The 19,539-nt window shown below is 66.9% G+C and carries 14 protein-coding genes; 13 read left to right on the forward strand and 1 reads right to left on the reverse strand.

The window, feature by feature from the left end:
* Positions 1-47 precede the first annotated feature (47 nt).
* The gene (locus F1609_RS04635; protein WP_167075150.1) at positions 48-4,088 is read left to right on the forward strand and encodes a response regulator; all 4,041 of its coding nucleotides are present in this window, start codon (positions 48-50) and stop codon (positions 4,086-4,088) included.
* Here the strand turns inward: F1609_RS04635 and F1609_RS04640 are convergent.
* Entirely contained in the window at positions 4,051-4,881 is an 831-nt protein-coding gene (locus F1609_RS04640; RefSeq protein WP_167075152.1) for a universal stress protein, read from the reverse strand. The genes F1609_RS04635 and F1609_RS04640 overlap by 38 nt on opposite strands.
* Before the next feature lie 199 nt (positions 4,882-5,080).
* Here F1609_RS04640 and F1609_RS04645 point away from each other — a divergent pair, with 199 nt between their 5' ends.
* From F1609_RS04645 to ccoG, 12 genes are all read left to right on the forward strand, one after another.
* Entirely contained in the window at positions 5,081-7,771 is a 2,691-nt protein-coding gene (locus F1609_RS04645) for a bifunctional acetate--CoA ligase family protein/GNAT family N-acetyltransferase (RefSeq protein ID WP_167075154.1), read from the forward strand.
* Positions 7,772-7,826: 55 nt separating this feature from the next.
* Positions 7,827-8,174, forward strand: coding sequence for a hypothetical protein (locus F1609_RS04650; RefSeq protein WP_167075156.1), 348 nt, complete (start codon positions 7,827-7,829; stop codon positions 8,172-8,174).
* Positions 8,175-8,388: 214 nt separating this feature from the next.
* Complete coding sequence (locus F1609_RS04655; protein ID WP_167075158.1) at positions 8,389-10,023, forward strand: methyl-accepting chemotaxis protein; 1,635 nt, start codon at positions 8,389-8,391, stop codon at positions 10,021-10,023.
* Between the two features lie 38 nt (positions 10,024-10,061).
* A complete protein-coding gene (gene hemN / locus F1609_RS04660; RefSeq protein ID WP_167075160.1) occupies positions 10,062-11,492 on the forward strand; it encodes an oxygen-independent coproporphyrinogen III oxidase in 1,431 nt (476 codons plus the stop codon).
* Positions 11,493-11,502: 10 nt separating this feature from the next.
* Positions 11,503-12,270: a sulfite exporter TauE/SafE family protein gene (locus tag F1609_RS04665; protein ID WP_167075162.1), complete on the forward strand. Its 768-nt coding sequence runs from the start codon at positions 11,503-11,505 to the stop codon at positions 12,268-12,270.
* Positions 12,267-14,672 (forward strand): heavy metal translocating P-type ATPase, encoded by a 2,406-nt coding sequence (locus F1609_RS04670; RefSeq protein WP_267876768.1) that lies wholly within the window; start codon positions 12,267-12,269, stop codon positions 14,670-14,672. Before F1609_RS04665 ends, F1609_RS04670 begins: the two co-directional genes overlap by 4 nt.
* Positions 14,673-14,867, forward strand: coding sequence for a cbb3-type cytochrome oxidase assembly protein CcoS (gene ccoS / locus F1609_RS04675; RefSeq protein ID WP_167075164.1), 195 nt, complete (start codon positions 14,673-14,675; stop codon positions 14,865-14,867).
* Between the two features lie 88 nt (positions 14,868-14,955).
* Complete coding sequence (gene ccoN / locus F1609_RS04680) at positions 14,956-16,383, forward strand: cytochrome-c oxidase, cbb3-type subunit I (RefSeq protein ID WP_167075166.1); 1,428 nt, start codon at positions 14,956-14,958, stop codon at positions 16,381-16,383.
* Between the two features lie 14 nt (positions 16,384-16,397).
* Positions 16,398-17,012 carry a cytochrome-c oxidase, cbb3-type subunit II gene (gene ccoO / locus F1609_RS04685; protein ID WP_166869869.1) on the forward strand — a complete coding sequence of 205 codons (615 nt, stop codon included), beginning with the start codon at positions 16,398-16,400 and terminating at the stop codon, positions 17,010-17,012.
* Position 17,013: 1 nt separating this feature from the next.
* Positions 17,014-17,190: a cbb3-type cytochrome oxidase subunit 3 gene (locus F1609_RS04690; RefSeq protein ID WP_167075168.1), complete on the forward strand. Its 177-nt coding sequence runs from the start codon at positions 17,014-17,016 to the stop codon at positions 17,188-17,190.
* A complete protein-coding gene (gene ccoP / locus F1609_RS04695) occupies positions 17,183-18,121 on the forward strand; it encodes a cytochrome-c oxidase, cbb3-type subunit III (RefSeq protein ID WP_167075170.1) in 939 nt (312 codons plus the stop codon). The genes F1609_RS04690 and ccoP overlap by 8 nt, the downstream gene beginning before the upstream one ends.
* Complete coding sequence (gene ccoG, locus F1609_RS04700) at positions 18,118-19,521, forward strand: cytochrome c oxidase accessory protein CcoG (protein WP_167075172.1); 1,404 nt, start codon at positions 18,118-18,120, stop codon at positions 19,519-19,521. The genes ccoP and ccoG overlap by 4 nt, the downstream gene beginning before the upstream one ends.
* The last annotated feature ends 18 nt before the right edge of the window (positions 19,522-19,539 follow it).

The following is a 19,539-nucleotide window of genomic DNA, read 5'->3' on the forward strand; positions in this document are numbered from 1 at the left end:
GCATTTGCATGTGGTAATCTTTATCCGGTCCGAACCCTGGCTATTCCATGAAAAAATCCGCCCTTTCGGCCGAACAAAGCGCCGGCCTGTTCATCGGCTTGCTCGGCCTGCTGGTCGCCGTGCGCTGGATTTTCAACAGCAAGACGATCACCACCCTGATTCCCGGATCGGCCCAGATGGGGATCAACACCCCGCTGCTGTTCATCGCCGCTGGCGTGTGCTGCTGCCTGGTCTTGCCGCGCGCCGAGCGCCGCCCCTGGCATACGCCGCTGTGGCAGGTCTGCTCGCTGCTGCTCTTGATGCTGCCGGCGCTGGTGCTGGTCCAGCACATCACCGGGCTCAATCTCGGCCTCGACTTCGTGCGCGTGCCCACCGCGCCCACCCCCAACACCCCGCATCCGGGGCGCATGGCGCCGAATACCTGCGTCGGCTTCCTGCTGGCCGGGATCGCCCTGCGCCTGATCCGCCTGCCACGGCGCGGGCCGCGCCTGGCGGGCCTGTTGACTTTCTGCGTGGCCAGCGTGACCGGCATCGGGCTGGCCGCCCTGGTCGGCTACTTCCTCAAGCTCGAAGTGCTGTACCGGCTGGCCGCCTACAATGTCATGGTTACCCCGACGGCGATCGGCATGAGCGTGCTGGGCCTGGGTTTGTGGTCGCTGCGCAAGAACGTCGCCCTGCGCGGGGTCGCTCCCGACAACGAAAAGCGCATCACCGCGCGCGCCATCGCGGTGGTGGCGCTGGTGGCGGTCTGCGCCGGCGCGGCCGGCTTTGCCGCCATGCGCGACAGCTACGAAGAGTCGATCGCCGACAATATGCGCCTGTCCGCCGTCAGCAGCGCGGCCACCGTTGGCAATACCCTGGAAACGAGCTTGTGGTTCCCGCGCACCATCGCCAACCGGCCGTCGATCAGGGGCCCGGTGGCGCTGCTGGCGGCCGGCAAGGGCGACGCCGCCACCCGCGCCGCCTTGCTCCAGGCGGCCGAAAGTTTCATGAACGCCGGCATCGGCGCCCTGCGTTTCGAGAGCCCGGACGGCGCCGTGCTGGCCTCGAGCGGCGCGTTTTCCGATGCGGCGGGCGCCACCTCGCAGCCGCTGGTCACCAGCGGCCAGCGCGCGCGCCTGCTGTGGCGCGGGCGCTACCTGCTGGCCACCGAGAACGAGATCCGCGACGGCGAGCGGGTAATCGGGCGCATGTTCGCGGAACAGCAACTGCCGATCATCGACCGCCTCCTGGCCGATATTCGCGCCAACAGTGGGTCGTCGGACGTGCTGCTGTGCAGCATGGACGGCAAGGATGCCCTGTGCGCGCCGACCCGCTTCTATCCGCGCACCTTCCGCATCCCCATGTTCAAGCCCGACGGCCAGGTCAACCTGCCGATCAACCATGCGCTGCTGGGGCATACCGGGGTGGCCGTCACGCGCGACCTGCGCGGGGTGGCGGTGTTCGCCGCCTACACGCCGATCCGCGAATTCGGCCTCGGCGTGGTGGTCAAGAGCAATCTCGACACCGTCTACCAGCCGCTGCGCGACAAGGCCAACACCTTGCTGATCGCGCTGGTGGCGCTGGTCGGACTGGGCGCGTCGCTGCTGCTGATCCAGGTGCACCCGCTGCTGGCGCAGCTGGTGCGCGAACAGCGCCGCATCGCCGTGATCCTGGAAAACTCCAACGACGCCTTCATCGCCCTCGGCGTGGATGGCTGCATCACCGACTGGAATACCGAAGCCGAACGCACCTTCGGCTGGAGCGCGGCCGACGCGCTGGGACGGCGCCTGTCGGAACTGATCATCCCGCACGCCCAGCGCGCCGCCCACGAAGAGGGCTTTGCGCGCTTTACCGGCAGCGGCACCGGCCCGGTGATCAACAACCGCCTGGAGGTGAGCGCCTTGCACCGCGACGGGCGCGAAATCCCGATCGAGATGGCGGTGGCCGCCTTCCAGACCAGCGACGGCTTCGTGGCCAACGCCTTCGTGCGCGACATCAGCGAGCGGCGCCGCCTGGCCGGCGAGATCGCCGCGCGCGCCACCGAACTGGAACTGGAGCGCGACCGCGCCCAGGCCGCCAACCGCGCCAAGGGCGAATTCGTGGCCAACATGAGCCACGAACTGCGCACCCCGATGAACGCGGTGCTCGGCATGACCTACCTGCTGGGGCACACCGACCTCAAGCCTGAGCAGCGCAAATACCTCGACATGATCAGGAGCTCGGGCCAGTCGCTGATGGGGATCATGAACGACATCCTCGACTTTTCCAAAATCGAGGGCGGGCGCATGGAACTGGCCGAGGCGCGCTTCGACCTCGGCCATGTGCTGGCGGCGGTGGCCGACATCATGAGCGTGTCGGCCGGCGACAAGGACCTCGACCTGGCCATCGGGGTCGAGCCGGACGTGCCGCGCGCGCTGGTGGGCGACGCCCTGCGCCTGCAGCAGGTGCTGGTCAACCTGGCCGGCAACGCCATCAAGTTTACCGAGCAGGGCGAGGTGAGCGTGCTGGTCGACGTGGCCGCGCGCGAGGGCGAGCAGCTGACCCTGCGCATCCGGGTGCGCGACACCGGCATCGGCATGGATGCGGCGCAGCAGGCGCGCCTGTTTTCGCCCTTTACCCAGGGCGACTCCTCGACCACGCGCCGCTTTGGCGGCACCGGGCTGGGGCTGACCATCTCCAAGCACCTGGCCGAGATGATGAAAGGGACCATTGAACTCGACAGCGCGCCCGGGCGCGGCAGCGAATTCGTGGTCTGCCTGCCGCTGCTGGTGGCCGCCGATCCGGACCGCGACGCCGCCACCGACGCCGCGCTCGGCACCCTGCGCCTCTTGGTAGTGGACGACAATGCCACCAGCCGCGAGTACCTGTCCAAGACCATCGCCGGCTGGCGCTGGGAAGCCGAGGTGGCGGCATCTGGCGACGAAGCGCTCGAGATGGTGGCGCGCGCCGCCAGCGCGCAGCGCCACTACGATGTGGTGCTGCTGGACTGGCAGATGCCCGGCATGGACGGCGCCGCCACCATGCGCGCGCTGCGCGAACGCATGCCGGCCGCGCGCCTGCCGATCGCGCTGATGGTCAACGCCTACGGGCGCGGTAAACTCATGGAAGGCAGCGCCGCCAGCCAGGCCGACGCCATTCTCAGTAAGCCGGTGACCGGTTCGAGCCTGTTCGACACCGTGCACGAAGTGCTGGTGCAGCATGCCCAGGCGGCGCGCCATCCCGCCGGCGGCCTGCCGGCCCTGCGCGGCGCCGGCGCCGACAGCGTGCGCCTCGATGGCGCGCGCCTGCTGCTGGCCGAAGACAATGACCTGAACCAGGTGGTCGCGCGCGGGATTTTAGAGAGCGTCGGCGCGCGCCTCGACATCGTCGGCAACGGCCAGCTGGCGCTGGCGCGGCTGGCGGCCAACCCGGGCGCCTACGACCTGGTGCTGATGGATATCCAGATGCCGGTGATGGACGGCTACGCGGCGGCGCGCCGCATCCGCGCCGGCCTGCGCTTGAGCCTGCCGGTGCTGGCGCTGACGGCCGGCGTGACCGAGTCCGAACGGCGCGCCTGCGCCGACGCCGGCATGAACGACGTCATCGCCAAGCCGATCGACGTCGACCAGATGCTCTCGACGATCGCGCGCCACTTGCCGGGCCTGGGCCGGGTGCGCGCGCCGTCCGCACTGGCGCCTGCGCCCGCTTCCGTGCACGCGCCGGCGGCGCTGCCGGTGCTCCGGCTTGGGCCCCTGATCGACATTGCCAAGGGCAATCCGGAGCACCTGGCGGCGGTGGCCAACCTGGTGCGGCGGGTGGTGGGCGAAGGCCACCAGCAGTTCGACCAGGCGCGCGTGCACTGGGACGCGGGGCGCGACGGCGAAGCGGCCAGGGTGCTGCACACGCTGCGCGGCGGGATCGGCAGCGTCGGCGCCAAGCGCTTCGCCGCCGCCTCGCTGGAACTGGAACAGTCGCTCAAGGGCGAGCCGGGCGGCGACACCGCGGCCCTGTTCCTGCAAGCGGCGCGCGAACTCGATGCGGCGGTGGAGGCGGGGCGCGCCTGGCTGGCGCAGCAGGATGAGGCCAAGGCTAGTGCGACATCAGCACCGGCGCCGTCATCGACTTGAGGATGGTGGCCGTCACCCCGCCCAGCAGCACTTCGCGCAGGCGCGCATGGCCATAGCAGCCCATCACGATCAGGTTGGCGTCGACGTCGGCCGCCAGCGACAGCAGTGCTTCGCCGATGTCGATGCTGGTGTGCTGCGCCATGACTTCGGCGTTGATGCCGTGGCGCGCCAGGTACAGGGCGATGTCGGCGCCCGGCTGCTGCCCGTGCGCCTCGTCGGGATTGAACACCGCCACCGTCACGCGCCGCGCGCGCTTGAGCAGCGGCAGGGCGTTGGCCAGCGCGCGCGTGGCGGCGCTGCTGGCATCCCACGCCACCAGCACTTCGCTGCCGATCACGGGAAAATGGCCGGCGTAGGGCATCACCAGCACCGGACGGGCGCTGGCCAGCATGACGTATTCGGGCAGGCCGGGGGTCATGCGCGCGACCGGGTCGTCCGGATCGGACTGGCTCAGCACCACCAGGTCGGCATAGCGCGCCTGCAGCGCCAGCGCGGCGCCGGGTTCGTCGTCCACCAGGCGCCGTTCGACCGAGCGCACGGCGGCGCCGGCGGCGATGCGCTCGAAAGCGTCGAGCGAGACGTTGGCGCGCCGGACCAATTCTTCCATGTGGGTCGCGAGCACCGTTTGCAGCAGGTCGGCGGCGCCGTCCTGGTAAACGTAGCGCGACACGCCGCTCATGGCCGCGCCGATCAGGTGGGCGTTGCAGCCGGCCGCCACGCTGGCGGCGGCCAGCAGGCGCGCTTCGGCATGGCGCGCACGATCGACGTGGACGAGGATGGTCTTGTAAGGCATGGCGGCTCCTGTGGGTTTTGGACACCCAAGCGTAGGCCTTGCCACGGTTTGCGTCCAGCAGTGTTCGGCGCGCGCAAAGCTTTGTTTTGTCTAATTTGATGCACATCAAGCGAGGGGCGGAGCTGGCCGTCTACGCTGGGCGCCCGGCATCAGGACCAGGGCCGGGATGTCATATCAGGCTCACTCACAAGGAATCATCATGAGCGTCAGGAATCTGCAGCATTTGTTCGCGCCGGCCTCGGTTGCCATCATCGGCGCCTCGGCGCGGCCGGACAGCGTGGGGGCGACCGTGCTGCGCAACGTCATCGAGGGCGGCTTTACCGGCGCGATCTATCCGGTCAACCCCAAGTACGACACCTTGGCCGGGCTGCGCGTGTACAAGCGGGTGTCAGGCTTGCCGGCGGCGCCCGACCTGGCCATCATCTGCACGCCGCCGGCCACGGTGCCGGGCATCGTGCGCCAGCTCGGCGAAGCGGGCACGCGCGCGGCCATCATCCTCACGCCCGGCTTGTCGACCATGCACGACAGCGGCGGGCGCACCCTGCGCCAGGGGGCGCTGGACGCCGCCAAACCTTACGTGCTGCGCCTCTTGGGACCGAACAGCGTCGGCCTGCTGGTGCCCGGCATCGGCCTCAATGCCAGTTTTGCGCACACCGGCGCGCTGCCCGGAAAAATCGCTTTTGTGTCGCAATCGGGCGCGCTGGTGAGCGGGGTGCTCGACTGGGCCAAATCGCGCGGGATCGGCTTTTCCAAGTTCATTTCGCTGGGCGAGGGCGCCGACATCGACTTCGGCGACCTGCTCGACTACCTGGCCAGCGACCCCGCCACCAGCGCCATCTTGCTGTACATGGAAGACGTGCGCCATGCGCGCAAATTCATGTCGGCCGCGCGCGCCGCCGCGCGCAGTAAACCAACCCTGGTGCTCAAGGCGGGCAGGGTGGCCGAAGGGGCCAGGGCGGCCGCCTCGCACACCGGCGCGCTGGCCGGATCGGACGATGTCTACGACGCCGCCATCCGCCGCGCCGGCATGCTGCGGGTGCGCGGTACCGAAGACCTGTTCGCCGCCGTGGCCACCCTGGCCAACGCGCGCCCGCTGTTCGGCGAGCGCCTGGCGATCGTCACCAACGGCGGCGGCCCGGGGGTGATGGCGACCGACGCCGTGGTGTGCGGCAAAGGCAGCATGGCGCAGCTCGCGCCCGACACCGTCAGCCGCCTGGACGCGCTGCTTCCCGCCGCCGGGTCGCGCGCGAGTTCGGTCGCAAATCCTGTCGACATCGGCAGCGACGCCCCAGCCCAGCGTTATGTCGATGCGCTGGAGATCCTGCTCAAGGACCCGCAGGCCGACGCCATCCTGTTCATCCACGCGCCCACCGCCATGGTGCCGAGCGCCGGCATCGCGCGCGCGCTCGCGCCGCTGGCCAAAGCCTCCTCGCGCAATATCCTAGCCTGCTGGCTGGGCGGCGACGCGGTGGCCGAGGCGCGCGCGATCTTCACCGAGGCCGGCATTCCCAGCTTCGGCACGCCCGAAGAAGCGGTCGCCGCCTACCTCCAGATCGTGCAGTACCGGCGCAACCAGAACCTCTTGATGCAGGTGCCGACGGCCGCCAGCGACGATGGCGCGAGCGACCCGCAGGCGGCGCGCGCGCTGGTGCGCCAGGCGCTGGCCGAGGGTCGACCGTTACTCAGCGAGCCGGAAACCAAGGCGGTGCTGGCCGCCTACGGCGTGGCCGTGGTCGAAACGCGCAGCGCGCAATCGGTGGACGAGGCGGTGGCGGCGGCCGAGGCGATCGGCTTTCCGGTCGCGCTCAAGATCGTCTCGCCCGACATCACCCACAAGAGCGACTCGGGCGGGGTGGCGCTCGACCTGGAAGACGCCGGGGCGGTGCGCGCGGTGGCCCTGCGCATGAACAAGCGCCTGGGCGAACTGCAGCCCGAGGCGCGGCTCGAAGGCTTTTCGGTGCAGAAGATGGCGCGCCGTCCCGAGGCGCATGAACTGATCATCGGGGTGGCCACCGATCCGGTGTTCGGCCCGGTAATCCTGTTCGGCCAGGGCGGCATCGCGGTCGAAGTGACGGCCGACCACGCGGTGGCGCTGCCGCCGCTGAACGTGGTGCTGGCGCGCGACCTGATTTCGCGCACGCGCGTGGCCAAACTGCTGGCCGGCTACCGCCACCGCCCCGCCGCCAACATGGACGCCATCATCGCCACCCTGATGCGCATCTCGCACATGGTGGCCGACCTGCCCGAGCTGGTCGAACTCGACATCAACCCGCTGCTGGTCGACAGCGACGGCGCGCTGGCGCTCGACGCGCGCATGCGGGTGGCATTCGCCGACCACTCGGCCAGCACCCTGGACCGGCTGGCGATCCGCCCCTATCCGCGCGAGCTGGAAGAGCGCATCGACTGGTGCGGCGAGTCGCTGCTGCTGCGCCCCATCCAGCCCGAGGACGGCCCGGCCCACGTGGCGATGTTCAATTCGCTCACCGACGACGACGTACGCTACCGCATGTTCGTGCGCGTGCGCGAACTCAATGCCTCGCAGCTGGCGCGCTTTACCCAGATCGACTACGACCGCGAGATGGCCTTCATCGCCACCCGCCCCGGTCCCGATGGCGTCAACGAAACGCTGGGCGTGGCGCGCGTGGTGTGCGACCCCGATAACATCGCCGCCGAATTCGCGGTGACGGTACGCTCCGATCTGAAAGGGCATGGGCTGGGGCAGGTGCTGATGGAAAAGCTGATCGCCTACTGCCGCAGCCGCGGCACGCGCGAAATCGTGGGCGAGGCGCTGCCGCAGAATACTCGCATCACCAAGCTGGCCAGAAAACTCGGTTTCGAGATCGGCAAGGCGACCGAAGACGGCTCGGTGCATATGCGATTGACTTTGTAGGCACGCTGGTGTGGCACAATGCCCGCCGTCGACATATATATATCCTGACTATCCCATGAAACCAGCCATCTTTCTCGCACTATTCCTCGGCGCCATGGGCGCCGCCCGCGCCGACATCCTGATCACGCCCTCGTTCATCATCAACATCGAAGAAGAGTGCCCGGTCGAATACCGCGTGTGCGGCAAAGTCTCTTACACGGGAACGAGCAAGAAGACCGGCCAGGCCATTGTCTTGCGCGGCAAGACCGTGGAAGGCAAGTGCGATAAGGACACGCCATTTTGCGAATTCGAGGGCTACATCTTCAAGAATGGCGCCACTGTTTACCGGGTCACGTCGGATGGCAAACTGACTGTCTCGCAGGGAGCTAACATCCTGGTCACGGAAAAAGGCGTGTGGCAGTAAGCGTGCGCGAGCCCCACCCATCGTCAATACGTCCGCTGTCATTCTGCCAACGCGGCAGTCAAAACTGGCGCGAAAAGCCACATAGCTCCTATTTTGTGCACCGGGCACAGCCCCGGTCGCCCGGCCATTTTTGATGCATATCAAGGATTTCAGTCTCCAAGCTCCCTAGACTCGTCCTATTGAATTAATGCTCTAGGGCAAAAGGAGTATCTCTGTGCGCAACAATCTGCCGGTTACAGGTATCGAATACGAGCTTCTTGAAGGCCAATCCATCGTGTCCAAGACGGACACCAAGGGCAAGATCACCTATGTGAATGCCTCCTTCATCGAGGTCAGCGGCTTTACCGAGGAAGAATTGATCGGCAAGCCGCACAACCTGGTGCGCCACCCCGACATGCCGGCGGAAGCCTTCGCCGACCTGTGGCGCAGCATGAAGGAAGGCCGTCCCTGGACTGGCCTGGTCAAGAACCGGCGCAAGAACGGCGATTTTTACTGGGTGGTGGCGAACGTCACCCCGGTCAAGGAAAACGGCCAGGCGGTCGGCTACATGTCGGTGCGCACGCGCCCGACGCGCGAACAGGTCAAGGCTGCCGGCGAGTTATACCAGCGCTTCAAGCAGGGCAAGGCCAAGGGCATCGCTATCGTCGACGGCGGCGCGGTGCGCACGGGTCTCGCCACGCGCCTGCGCGCCGCTGTCAATCTGCCGATCGGTGTCCGGCTTGGCATCCTGATGGCCAGCCTGGCAACGCTGCTGGCGGTGCTGGGCGCGGCGTCCGGCAGCGCCGTGCTCGGTAGCCTGGGCGCGTTCGGCGCGCTGCTGGCGATCGGCGGCTGGGTCGCGCTGCACCAAGCCATCGTCGCGCCGATGCGGCAGGCCCTTGAAGCGGCGCAGGCGCTGGCCGGCGGCGACCTGTCGTTCCTGTGCAAGGCGGACCGCACCGACGACATGGGCCAGCTGCTGCGCGGCCTGCGCCAGGTGACGGTCAACCTGCGCGCCATCATCGGCGACGTGCGCAACAACGTGGCCTCGATCGAGACGGCCACCCGCGAAATCGCGGTCGGCAACGCCGACCTGGCCGCGCGCACCGAGTCGCAGGCGTCCAGCCTGGAAGAAACCGCCGCCAGCATGGAGCAGTTCGCGGTCACCGTGGGCGACAACGCCGACCGCGCCTTGCAGGCCGACCAGCTGGTGCTGTCGGCGTCAAGCATCGCCGGCAAGGGCGGCCAGGCGGTGGCCCAGGTGGGAGCGACCATGGGGCAGATCAGTGATTCGGCTGCCAAGATTGTCGATATCATCAGCCTGATTAACGGGATCGCCTTCCAGACCAATATCCTGGCGCTGAACGCCGCCGTGGAAGCGGCGCGCGCCGGCGAACAGGGACGCGGCTTTGCCGTGGTGGCGGGCGAAGTGCGCGCGCTGGCCCAGCGCTCGGCGGCCGCCGCCAGCGACATCAAGCACCTGATCGAGGATTCGGTCACCAAGGTCAAGAACGGCGACCGCCTGGTCGAGGAGGCCGGCGGCACCATGGCCGGCGTGGTCGAATCGGTGCAGCGGGCCACCACCATCATGGGCGACATCAAGCGCGCCAGCATCGAACAGAAAAGCGGCATCGCCCAGGTCAACGAGGCCGTGGCGCACCTGGACCAGATCACCCAGCAGAACGCGGCCCTGGTCGAGGAATCGGCCACCGCGGCGGCCAGCGTGGCCGAACAGGCGGTGCACCTGGCGCAGGCGATCTCGGTGTTCAAGTTCGGCGGCGAGAGCCGGGTGCGGCGGGCGCCGGCGAATCGGCCAGCACATGCCGACTCTGCCGTTTTTGATGCAGGTCAAGGATTTCGCGCGCCCTGATCCCTACACTCGGTCCCATCGCACAGGAGCCCACCATCATGCTGCATAACGTTATCCCCATCGCCAATCCGCGCCCGATCGACTTCGACGCGGGCCTGATCCGCAAATTGAGCCAGAACGGTCCGCGCTACACCTCGTACCCGACCGCCGACCGCTTCAGCGAGGCTTTCGGCTACCGCGACTACCTGCATGCGGTGGCGGGGCTGCGCACGCGCGGCACGGTCAAGCCGCTCTCGCTGTACCTGCACATCCCGTTCTGCGAATCGGTGTGCTACTACTGTGCCTGCAACAAGATCGTCACCAAGAACCACGACAAGGCGGTTACCTACCTGGGCTACCTGAAACGCGAGATCGAGATGCAGGGCAGGCTGTTCGCCGGCATGAACCAGGTCGAGCAGCTGCACCTGGGCGGCGGCACGCCGACCTACTTTACCGACGCGCAGATGGAAGAACTGATGGACCACCTGCGCCGCTGGTTCCAGTTCGCGCCCGACGGCAGCGGTGAATATTCGATCGAAATCGACCCGCGCACGGTCTCGCGCGAGCGCGTCCTGAGCCTGCGCCGCCAAGGGTTCAACCGCGTCAGCCTGGGCGTGCAGGATTACGATCCGGCGGTGCAGGTGGCGGTCAACCGCATCCAGCCCGAGGCGGAAACCCAGGCCGTCATCGACGCCGCGCGCGAAGCGGGCTTCCGCTCGGTGAGCATCGACCTCATTTACGGCCTGCCCAAGCAAAGCGTGTTTACGATGGCGCAAACCATCGACAAGGTGATCAAGGCCGATCCGGACCGCATCGCCATCTATAACTATGCGCACATGCCGCATCTGTTCAAGCCGCAGCGCCGCATCAACGAGGCCGACATGCCGAGCGCCGACGAGCGGCTCGACATGCTCGGCCTGTCGATCCGCAAGCTGGAGCAGGCCGGCTATGTCTACATCGGCATGGACCATTTCGCCAAGCCGGACGACGACCTGGCCGTGGCCCAGCGCCAGGGCCGGCTGCACCGCAACTTCCAGGGCTATTCCACGCATGCCGAGATGGACCTGGTCTCGTGCGGCGTGTCGGCCATCAGCGCCGTTGCCGCCACCTACAGCCAGAACGTCAAGACGCTCGACGCTTACTATGATCTGATTGACAAGAACGAACTGCCTGTCGCGCGCGGCACCCGCCTGTCGATGGACGACGCCCTGCGCCGCACCATCATCCAGATGCTGATGTGCCATTTCGAGCTGTCGATGCCATCCATCGAGCAGGCTTACCCGATCGCGTTTTCGACCTACTTTGCGGCCGAACTGGAACGCCTCAAGGTGCTCGAAGCCGACGGCCTGGTGACGGTCGGCCCCGAGTGGCTGAGCGTGACGCCGAAGGGGCGCCTGTTGATCCGTAACGTGTGCATGGTGTTCGACCGCTACCTGAGCCAGGCCGCCCCGGCGCCGCGCGGGTCGACCTCTTATTCGCGGACGATCTGACGGAGCAGGGGTGAACGCAGTCAACCTGATCCCGGTATTCATGGTGGGCCTGCTCGGCAGCGTCCACTGCGTCGGCATGTGCGGCGGGATTGTCAGCGCGTTTTCCGCAGCCCCCGCAGCGGCGCCTGTCGCGGCGCGTCCGTTTCCGGTCGCCGTGGTGACCGAGCGCGCCGCCCTTGACGGCGCCGCGCGCGTGCTGGCGTATAACACCGGCCGCATCGCCAGCTACATGACGGCCGGCGCGCTGGCCGGTGGACTGGCCGGCGGCGCCCGCACCCTGGCCGGATTGACCACCTTGCAGGCCGGCGGCTACTGGCTGGCCAACCTGATGCTGGTCATCCTTGGCCTGTACCTGATGGACGCCTGGCGCGGCCTGGCAAAACTTGAATCCCTCGGACAAATCCTGTGGCAGCGCGCGCGTCCCCTGATGCGCTTCATCGTGCCGCTCGACAGCCCGCTCAAGATGCTGGCGCTGGGCGCCCTGTGGGGCTGGCTGCCGTGCGGGATGGTTTACAGCGTCTTGATGACCGCCATGTTCACCGGGACCAAAGCCGGCGGCGCGCTGGTGATGCTGGCCTTTGGCCTGGGCACCCTGCCGATGCTGCTGGCGCTGGGCATGGCGGGCGACCGCCTGCGCGCGGCCCTCCAGCAGCGCGCGGTGCGCGTCGTCGCCGGCGTGGTGGTGCTGGTCTTTGGCCTGCTGGGCCTGGTGCGCGCCGCCGGCGGCGGCCAGGCCAACTGGCTCGACGCCCTGTGCATCACCGGGGGCATGCATTGAGCGCGCAACCGTTCGCTTGCGCCTGCTACCACTGCGGCCTGCCGATGGCCGCTGGCGCCAGCTGGTCGGTGCGCATCGACGGCGCGGCCCGTCCGATGTGCTGCCCCGGCTGCGAAGCGGTCGCGCAGGGCATCGTAGATAGCGGCCTGGCCGACTACTACCGCACCCGCAGCGTATTCGCCGACCGGGCCGAAGGCGTCGACCTGGTGCCGCCCGAGCTGGCGCTGTACGACACGGCGGTCGTGGCGTCCGATGGCGAGTCAAGTGACGGCGTATTCTCCCTCGACGGCATCCGCTGCGCCGCCTGCGTGTGGCTGATCGAACGGCGCCTGGCGCGCCTGCCCGGCGTGCGCGAGGCGCAGGTCAACGTGGCCACCGAGCGCCTGCACATGACGTGGGACAGCGCCACCTGTAAACCAAGCGACATCGTCCAGGCCCTGCGCGGCATCGGCTACACGGCTTACCCTTACGAAGCGGCGCAGCACGGCGCCCAGCAAGAAAAGAACCGCAAGAAGCAGTTCCGCCAGTTGTTCGTGGCCGGGCTGTCGATGATGCAGGTGATGATGTACGCGCTGCCGGCCTACATTGCCGACGACGGCACCATGGACGCGCCGATGGCCGCCCTGATGCAATGGGCCTCGCTGCTGCTGACGATACCGGCGGTGCTGTACTCGGCCCAGCCGTTTTTCAAGGGGGCCTGGGCCAGCCTGCGCGCGCGCATGCCGGGCATGGACCTGCCGGTGGCGATCGGCATCGGCGCCGCCTTTGGCGCCAGCGTGGTGGCGACCCTGCGCGGCAGTGGCGAAGTGTATTACGACTCGGTGACGATGTTTATCTTCCTGCTGCTGGCCAGCCGCTACCTGGAGATGATGGCGCGCCGCAAAGCCGCGCGCGCGCTGGAAGATTTGCAGCGCGCCCTGCCGGCGGCGGCCCAGCGCCTGGCTGATTGGCCCGCGTCGCGCCAGGCCACCATGGTGGCCGCCGCCAGCCTGCTTGAAGGCGATGTGATCCTGGTCGAACCGGGCAGCGCGGTCGCGGCCGACGGCATCATCCTCGAAGGGCAGTCCGATGTCGACCTGGCGCTGTTGACCGGCGAAAGCCGCGCCCAGGCGCGCGTGCCGGGCGACGAGTTGCCGGGCGGGGCGATCAACACCACCCAGGCCATCGTGCTGCGCGTGACCCGCGTGGCCAGCGACAGCACGCTGGCGCGCCTGGTCAAGCTGGTGGAAAAGGCCGGCCAGGGCAAGCCGCAGATCGCCCAGTGGGCCGACAAGGTGGCCGCCTGGTTCGTGGTGGGCTTGCTGCTGCTGACGGTGCTGGTCTTCATCGGCTGGCAGATGGTCGAGCCAAGCCGCGCCTGGCAGGTGGCCATTGCGGTGCTGGTGGTGTCGTGCCCGTGTGCGCTGTCGCTGGCCACGCCGACCGCGCTGGCTGCCGCCACCGATGCGCTGGTGCGGCGCGGCGTGCTGGTGGTCCAGCCGCACGTGCTGGAAACGCTGCAGCGCGCCACCCATATTGTGTTCGACAAGACCGGCACCCTGACCGAAGGCCGGCCGCTGCTGCGCCACGTGGAGCCGCTGGCGACCCTGGATGCTGCGCGCTGCCTGCAACTGGCGGCGGCGCTGGAGGCGGGCAGCGCCCATCCGCTGGCGCTGGCGATCCGTAATGCGGCGGCGGATGGCGCACCGCACGCGACCGAACTGCACAGCGAAGCGGGGCAGGGCGTGGAAGGCGTGATCGACGGCGTGCGCTATCGGCTCGGGCGCGACGGCTACGCGGGCGCGGCCCCGGCCCCACGCTGGCCCGACGTGAGTAATGTGTACCTCGGCGCCGGCGGCGTGGTGCTGGCGCGCTTCGAGCTGGCCGACGCGCTGCGCGCCGACGCGCCGGAAGTGGTGCGGCGCTTCAGGGCGCGTGGCCTGACTGTCATTCTTTTGAGCGGCGACGACCAGAGTGTGGTCAGCCGCACCGGCGCGGCGCTCGGCATCGACACCGCCATCGGCCAGCAGCTGCCGGAGCAAAAGCTGGCCTACGTGCAGCAGCTGCAGGCGCAGGGCGCGGTGGTGGCGATGGTCGGCGACGGCATCAACGACGCCGCCGTGCTGCGCGCGGCCGATGTGTCGTTCGCCATGGGCGGCGGAGCCGCGCTGGCGCAGCTATCGGCCGACTGCGTGCTGCTTTCAAGCCGCTTGTCGGCGCTCGACGACGCCGCCCTGGGGGCGGCGCGCGCGCTGCGCATCATCCGCCAGAACCTGGCCTGGGCCAGCATCTACAACTGCGTGGCGATTCCCTCAGCGGCCTTTGGGCTGATCAACCCGTGGCTGTCGGCGGCCGGCATGTCGCTCAGTTCCGCGGTAGTTGTCGTTAACGCACTGCGCCTGCGGCGCATCAAGGCCGCATAGATGGAATCCTTATACCTCCTGGTGCCCCTGAGCGTGTTCATCGTCATCCTGGCGGCGTGGGTGTTCTTCGGCGCGGCCGACAGCGGCCAGTTCGACGACCTCGATGGTCCCGGCATGCGCATCCTGCTCGACGACGAAGAACTGCCCGCCGTATCCGACACGGCACAGCCCTCATTGCGCAGCGACAACGAGTGATTCCGGCGTTTTTGATTCACATCAAGGATTTTTGAGTCCCAGAAATTTACTCTTCTGCTGTCATCGTTGCATTCTCAGGAGAGCCTTTGTGGACAGAGCTTTAAATTACAACAACAAGATCGTCAGGTACTTCACGATCGCCACCGTCTTTTGGGGCGTTATCGGCATGCTGGTCGGCGTTTTCATCGCCGCGCAGCTGGCCTGGCCGGCCCTCAATTTCGACATCGCCTGGTTAAGCTACGGACGCCTGCGTCCGCTGCATACCAACGCTGTCATTTTCGCATTCGGCATCAACGGCCTGTTTGCAACCTCGTACTGGGTGGTGCAGCGCACCTGCCAGGTGCGCCTGTTTTCGGACGCACTCGCCATGATGACCTTCTGGGGCTGGCAGGCGATCCTGGTGCTGGCCACCATCACCTTGCCAATGGGTTTCACGCGCGGTAAGGAATACGCCGAGCTGGAATGGCCCATCGCGCTCCTGATCACCGTGGTCTGGGTGATCTACGCGATCGTCTTCTTCGGCACCATCGTCAAGCGCAAGGTCAAGCACATTTATGTGGCCAACTGGTTCTTCGGCGGCTACATCCTGGCCGTGGCGATCCTCCACATCGTCAACGGCGCGGTCATGCCGGCCTCGTTCTGGAAATCCTACTCGGCCTACGCCGGTGTGCAGGACGCGATGATCCAATGGTGGTACGGCCACAATGCGGTCGGCTTCATCCTCACCGCCGGTTATCTGGGCATGGTGTACTACTTCATTCCAAAGCAGGCCGAGCGCCCGGTGTACTCGTACCGCCTCTCGATCGTCCACTTCTGGGCCCTGATCTTCACCTACATGTGGGCGGGACCGCACCACCTGCACTACACCGCGCTGCCCGACTGGACCCAGTCGATCGGCATGGTCTTCTCGCTGATCCTGCTGGCGCCATCGTGGGGCGGGATGATCAACGGGATCATGACGCTGTCGGGCGCATGGCACAAGCTGCGTTCGGACCCGATCCTGAAATTCTTGATCGTGTCGCTCTCGTTCTACGGTATCGCTACTTTTGAGGGCCCGATGATGTCGATCAAGACCATCAACGCGCTGTCGCACTACACCGACTGGACCGTCGCCCACGTGCACGCCGGTGCGCTCGGCTGGGTCGGATTCATCACCATGGGCTCGATCTACTACCTGATCCCGCGCCTGGCGGGCAAGAAGGAAATGTGGAGCGTGCGCCTGATCGACACCCACTTCTGGGTCGCGACCATCGGCATCGTGCTGTACATCGCTTCGATGTGGATCGCCGGCGTGATGCAGGGCCTGATGTGGCGCGCCGTAAACAGCGACGGCACCCTGACCTACACGTTCGTGGAAGGCGTCAAGGCGACCTACCCGTACTACGTGATCCGCGTCGGCGGCGGCCTGCTGTACCTGACCGGCATGCTGATGATGGCCTTTAACACGTTCATGACCATGCGCGGCACCGCCAGCGAAGATGCGCGCATTCCGACCCTTTTACCTGCACACGCCTGATTTCGGAGCTTGTAATGAAATTTTCACATGAGTCAATCGAGAAGAACCCGTGGCTGCTGATCGGACTGGTTTTGCTGGTCGTTTCCTTCGGCGGCCTGGTGGAGATCGTTCCGCTGTTCTTCCAAAAATCGACCACCGAGCCGGTGGCCGGCCTGAAACCCTACTCGGCCCTGCGCCTGGTCGGACGCGACATCTACGTGCGGGAAGGGTGCTACAACTGCCACTCGCAGATGATCCGTCCGTTCCGCGCCGAGACCGAGCGCTATGGCCACTATTCGGTGGCCGGCGAATTCGTCTACGACCGTCCGTTCCAGTGGGGTTCCAAGCGCACCGGCCCGGACCTGGCGCGCGTCGGTGGCCGCTACAGCGATGAATGGCACCGCACCCACCTGGACAACCCGCGCGACGTGGTGCCGGAATCGAACATGCCCGGCTACCCGTGGCTGGCCAAGACCAAGCTCAATCCGGCCGAGGTGGTCCCGAAAATGCGCGCCCTGCAGCGCCTGTCGACGCCGTACACGGAAGAAGACATCGCCCAGGCCCCGGCCACCCTGGCCGACAAGACTGAACAGGATGCACTGATCGCCTATTTGCAGGGCCTCGGCATCCAGATCAAAACCAGGAACTGACATGGCAATCGAACATATTTTTGACAGCGCGAGCAGCGTAATGACCGTCATCAGCTTCACTACCTTCCTCGGCATTTTGCTGTGGACCTTTGTCCTCAAGGGCAACAAGGACTTCGAGACGCAAGCGGCGCTGCCGTTCGCCGACGACGACATCGAAGGGGAGAGTGGTCATGGCTGATTTCACCAGCGGTTTCTGGGACCTCTATATCGTCATCATCACGATCCTGGCGATCGTCGGCTGCGGCGTGCTGCTATGGTCGCAGTCGACCCACACGGTCGAACCGGGCAGCGACGGCACCACCGGCCACGTGTGGGACGAGAACCTGACCGAACTCAATACGCCGCTGCCGCGCTGGTGGATGTGGCTGTTCTACATCACTATCGTGTTCGCGCTGGTGTACTTGGTGCTGTACCCGGGGCTGGGCAGCTATGCCGGCAAACTGGGCTGGAAGTCGACCGGCGAATACCAGCAGGAGCTGGCCAAGGCCGATGCCGACTACGGCCCGCTGTTCGCCAAGTACGCCAGCCAGGACCTGAAAGCCGTGGCGGCCGATCCGCAGGCGCACGCCATCGGCGAGCGCATGTTCCTGACCTACTGCGCGCAGTGCCACGGGTCCGACGCACGCGGCAACAAGGGCTATCCCGACCTGACCGACAAGGACTGGCTGCACGGCGGCGAGCCGTCGGTGATCAAGGAAACCATCATGAAGGGCCGTAACGGCATGATGCCGCCGATGGGCGCGGCGGTCGGTTCCGAGTCCGATATCGAGAACGTGGCGCACTACGTCAAGAGCCTGTCGGGCCTGACCGCCGATCCGATCAAGGTCTCCTTCGGCAAGTCCAAGTTCGCCGCCTGCATCGCCTGCCACAGCGCCGGCGGGGTTGGCAACCAGGCGCTGGGCGCGCCCAACCTGACCGACAAGGTCTGGCTGTACGGCGGCAGCGCCGAGACCATCATGGAAACGATCCGCAAGGGCCGCACCAACACCATGCCGGCCTTCCACGAGTTCCTGGGCGAGTCCAAGGTGCACGTGCTGGCGGCCTATGTATGGAGCCTGTCGAACGACCCGGCGCAACAAGCCAAAGCCGCGGAGGTAGCAGCAAAATGAACGAGGCCCCCACCAAGCCGGCGGTGATCCGGATGTATGCGGCGCGCGAGGAAATCTATCCGCGCGAAGCAAAAGGACGATACGCAAGCTTGCGCTGGGCCTGCGTATGGATTACGCAGCTGGTCTTTTACGGCCTGCCGTGGATGAACTGGAACGGCCGCCAGGCCGTCCTGTTCGACCTCGGTGCGCGCAAGTTCTACATCTTCGGCATGGTGTTGTGGCCGCAGGACTTCATCTACCTGGCGGCACTGCTGATCGTGGCCGCCTACCTGCTGTTCCTGGTGACCGCGATCGCGGGCCGGGTGTGGTGCGGCTTCGCCTGTCCGCAGACGGTCTACACCGAGATTTTCATGTGGATCGAGCGCAAGATCGAAGGCGCGCGCAGCGCCCGCATCCGCCTCGACCGCCAGCCCTGGACCGCCGACAAGCTGGCGCGCAAAACCGCCAAGCACCTGGCCTGGGGCGCGGTGGCGCTGTTTACCGGTTTTAGTTTCGTGGCCTACTTTGCGCCGGTGCGCTCGCTGCTGTCGAACATCGGCGACTTTGCGCTCGGGCCGTGGGAATGGTTCTGGATTTTCTTCTACGCGTTCGCCACCTACGGCAATGCCGGCTGGCTGCGCGAGCAGGTCTGCAAATATATGTGCCCGTATGCGCGCTTCCAGAGCGCCATGTTCGACAAGGACACCCTGATCGTCACCTACGACCAGGAACGGGGCGAACCGCGCGGCGCGCTCAGTCCCAAGAACGCGACGCAGGCCGCAAAAGAAAAGGGCGACTGCATCGACTGCAATATGTGCGTGCAGGTGTGCCCGACCGGGATCGACATCCGCAAGGGCTTGCAGTACGAATGCATCGGCTGCGCCGCCTGCGTGGACGCCTGCAACGGCGTGATGGACAAGATCGACCTGCCGCGCGGGCTGATTCGCTACTCGACCGACAACGCGATGGACAACAAGTGGTCGGCCAAGCGCATCGGCCAGCGCATCCTGCGCACCCGGGTGATGATTTACACGGGCCTCTTGGTGCTGATCGTGGCCGGTTTCGGCACGGCGCTGGCGCTGCGCACCCCGCTCAAGGTCGACGTGATCCGCGACCGCGGTTCGATGGGGCGCGAAGTGGGCGACGGCCAGATCGAGAACGTGTACCGCCTGCAGATCATGAATACGGCGGAAGAGGGGCATACCTTCCGCATCAAGGTCTCGGGCCTCGATTCGGTGCGCCTGGCCACGCCGGACCAGACGGTGCTCGACGGCGCCAGCACGCGCGCGGTGCCGGTGCGGGTACAGGTCGACCGGGGCGCGGCGGCCAAAGGCTCGAACCAGATCGAGTTCGAGATCACCGCGGTGGACGACCCGTCGCTGACGGTGCGTGAAAAAGCCGTGTTCATCGTGCCTAAATAAGCGTGCCTAAATAATCGT

Origin of the sequence: Massilia aquatica (assembly GCF_011682045.1) — a bacterium.
Taxonomy (GTDB): Bacteria; Pseudomonadota; Gammaproteobacteria; order Burkholderiales; family Burkholderiaceae_D; genus Telluria_A; species Telluria_A aquatica.